The following is a 3,270-nucleotide window of genomic DNA, read 5'->3' on the forward strand; positions in this document are numbered from 1 at the left end:
GGTATCGAGGACGAGTTCCAGGGAAGTGTCCGGCGTCTGAATGCCGGCAAGTTGCGCGATCTGCTGGAGGCGAGTGGCCCACGTCTCGCGCTGTCGGACGAGCGACGACCATCGCTTGTTGACCGATTCCCAGCGCAGGCGAAGCCGGCGATACTGGCGGAGCGTTTCCAACGCAACCCGGGCGGCTGCAGGGCTGTCCGGCGAAGGAAGTCCCTGGCGGGCAAAGACCCCGGCCACGCGACGAGCGGCCTCCTCCGATTGTGCCCGAAGTTGATTGACCTGCCGCTCTTCTTCCTCGATCTGCTGCGTTACATGATCAAGTTGCGACTGCAGCAGCCCCAGGGCTTCGAGTTCGCGGATCTCGTTTTCCAGTGCAGGAAGCTCCCGGGGCAGATAGCCGGGAGCCGCCGCGATCGCTGTTTCCAGGCCAGCGATCTGTTCCACCAGGCGTTCGCGCTCCGCCCGGAGGGCTTCCCATTCCTGAAAAATCGCATCGGCACGAGAGCGGTGGAAACGCTCGCCGTGGAGTTTGACCGCGACTCCCGCACCAACAAGGATGGCGCCAACCAAGACACCGCTCCACCCCAAACTGCTGACCGGAAATATGGCAAGCGTCAGCAGGGACAGCAGAACGAGGGCCAGCCCCAGCACGAAGGGAACCGCCACAAACAGCCAGGTTCGCCCGGGGAGCAGGGCTTCCTTCATGACGGCGAGCCGCTCCGCACGAAGCTCCTTTTGCCGGTTTTCCACGGAGGCGAGCTGTTCTCTGAGCTGCGCCAGCTTGCGAAGCTGGGTGGCCTGGCGGCTGCGTTCTTCAAGGGCCGCTGGAACATTGACCGCCTGGAAGGCCTGGAGCTTCTGGCGCAATTGTTCCTGGAGTCTCTCTTTTGTCGCTCGGTCGGTGGTAAGTTTTTGCTCTTCCACCTGGATCCGCTGGTCGATGCGTTCCCACTGTGTGATGACGCGTCGAACGTCGCCCCATGGAAAATTGGGGGGCGATTCCAGGGTATCCACACCGAGGCGACTGCGGAGATTCGTCAGTTCCTGGTCGAGACGGTCCTGGTCCGCTTGCAGGGCGTTCAGTGTCGTCTGGAGAGTGGTGAGGTCATTTCTGACCGGTCGCAGGGCCTCCAATTCGGTGGCGTGGGTCAACAGAGCCTCATTGATTGTGGTCCCGGCCAAGCGTGTTTTCACCTGGGAATGCTGCTCTTTGAGATGTTCCAACCTCTTTTTAGCAGCACGGAATTTTTTTCGCAGCCGGGCCACGCGCCGGAAAAAAACTTCGGGAACATCGGCCAGGGCCCCCAGCTCGCCAAGTTCTCTCTCAACACGACAGCGTTCCTCCCACAACGGCAGTAATGGCCGAAGCGATTCCCATATTTGGCATTTCTCGCGCCACTGCGCGAGGGTTTCTTCTGCCCTGGCGCACTGCTGCTCCACATTCCTTCGAGCGGTGAGGAGTCGCACAAACTGCGTCCCCACCTCGGGCACCCCTTGCAACTCCCGCTGCAACCGTTCTCTTTCCTCCAGCAAACCCCGGAGAAGCTCGCCCTGCCGGTGTGGGTCCGCCGCTTCCTGCAAGCGTGCGAGGACTCGCCCCAAAACGGCACGGTCGATTCCCAAACTCAGGTCGTAAAGGAGTTCCCCCGTTGCCGTGGCTTCGAGCGTGCGGAGATAGGCGATGTCTTCCAGGTTGACCGCAAAAATTGCGTTGAATGTGGTCTCGTCGAGGGGGCACAGGGAACGGACCACTTCCTCGGCCGGACGGTTCCCGCTGTCGTCAACCACCTCAACGACCTCGCCACCGCTGGGTGTCCACCGGCGGTAGAGCTGGAAGGCGATGTCCTGATGCTCACACACCAGTCGTCCGGCAAGCACCGGTTCATCGGGCGGGGCGAAACCGCTTCGCTGATGAAAACCGAAGAACATCCCCCGCAGAAATTCCAGCAGGGTGGACTTGCCTGTTTCGTTGGGACCGAAAAACACGGCCAGTCCAGCAGGCAACTCCCCACTGGACCAATCACGCCAGATTCCAAACCGCTCGATGTCGATCTGGCGGAGTCTCATTCAGCACGTCCTCCACCACTGCGCGGTGCGGGCTGGTTCTCTTCCAGCAACATCAAGCCATAAAAAAGGGCTTCTCGAACAATTTCCGGCCAACAGGCCTCCAGTCGATCGGACCATCCGCCATATGTTTGAGGCAGTTCCAACTCGCTTTCCGGCAGCCATTGGGAAACAAGCTCAGAGGGATTTGTGCCCTCCAGCGTCAGTCCCTGTCTGAGCAGTTCTCCGCGAAAGCTCTCCTCTTGCAGCCAGCTTTCCGGCCAGGGATCGCTGGGATGCCAGGTTACCTCAATCGGCCAGAAGTAGGGCGGGCTTTGCCCATAACGCATCCGCAGCAGTTCGAGGATCTCTCGATCAAACCCCTTCATCCGCCACGGGAGAAGCACCTGGGGAAGACCCTCCAGGCGGATTCGCACGAGCCAATCGGCGTCCCCCGCTGCCCGGCGGGCTTCGGCCTCCTGAATAATCTGGGACACGAGCTGGGGTTCCGTACTTTCCGCTGCCACGTAAAGAGTGAGCGCGTGCCACCGCAAGGCCGCCAGCGAAACGGATCGCAGAAAAACCTTTCCCGGTCCATGCAGCTGGACAATCGTTATGGTGGGGATGCTTTCTATCTCTGAGGTATGGACAAAGGCCGGGCCTGGGTCGTGCGCTTTGATTCCTGCCCAATCGAACTCCGTGCGGACACGGTGCCCTCCCAAGGCCCAGTAGTCTGTTTCAATATCGCAAACGGGCTGGTCGCCGATGTCGTGTCCGTAAACCAGTCCAATGGTGAAACCTCTTGCAGTCGCAAGGTTTTCGGAAAGCATTTTTCCCGGAGTTGCCCGGGGTGAGATCACGACCTGAAGGGGACCCGCGGCAGTGGTGACTGTGTCCACACAAGCCTCATCACCCCGGAAGAGGTGGACACTGGGCGGAAACGGGAATTCCTCTGGCCACGGGCCACGACGCTCGAGCTGGCCCCATAGCCAAATCAGGGGAACATCGTGCGCAGCGAGTCGCTCGCAAAACTGGAAGAGGGCGAACCAATCGCCGGGGGCCGCGCTGGCCGGATTGAAAATGTCGCCGGCGAAAATGACCGCATGAACTCCTTCGCGGCTGGCCGTCTCCGCCACACGGAGCAGAGTTTTTCGGGGAGCCTCAATCAGTCGCTCCACCAGTCGCGGCGGGAGCTCTGCGACCCCTGCGACGGCCTCGCCCACTGCA

At 61.0% G+C, this 3,270-nt stretch carries 2 protein-coding genes; both read right to left on the reverse strand.

What is annotated here, in order from left to right:
• Positions 1-2,067: AAA family ATPase (locus tag H5U08_RS13580; RefSeq protein ID WP_297034081.1), on the reverse strand; the 2,067-nt coding region annotated here is incomplete at its 3' end.
• Positions 2,064-3,270 (reverse strand): hypothetical protein (locus H5U08_RS13585; RefSeq protein WP_297034082.1); only part of this gene is annotated, 1,207 nt, incomplete at its 5' end. The genes H5U08_RS13580 and H5U08_RS13585, both read right to left, overlap by 4 nt.

Source organism: Thermogutta sp. (genome assembly GCF_014359955.1).
Lineage (GTDB): Bacteria > Planctomycetota > Planctomycetia > Pirellulales > Thermoguttaceae > Thermogutta.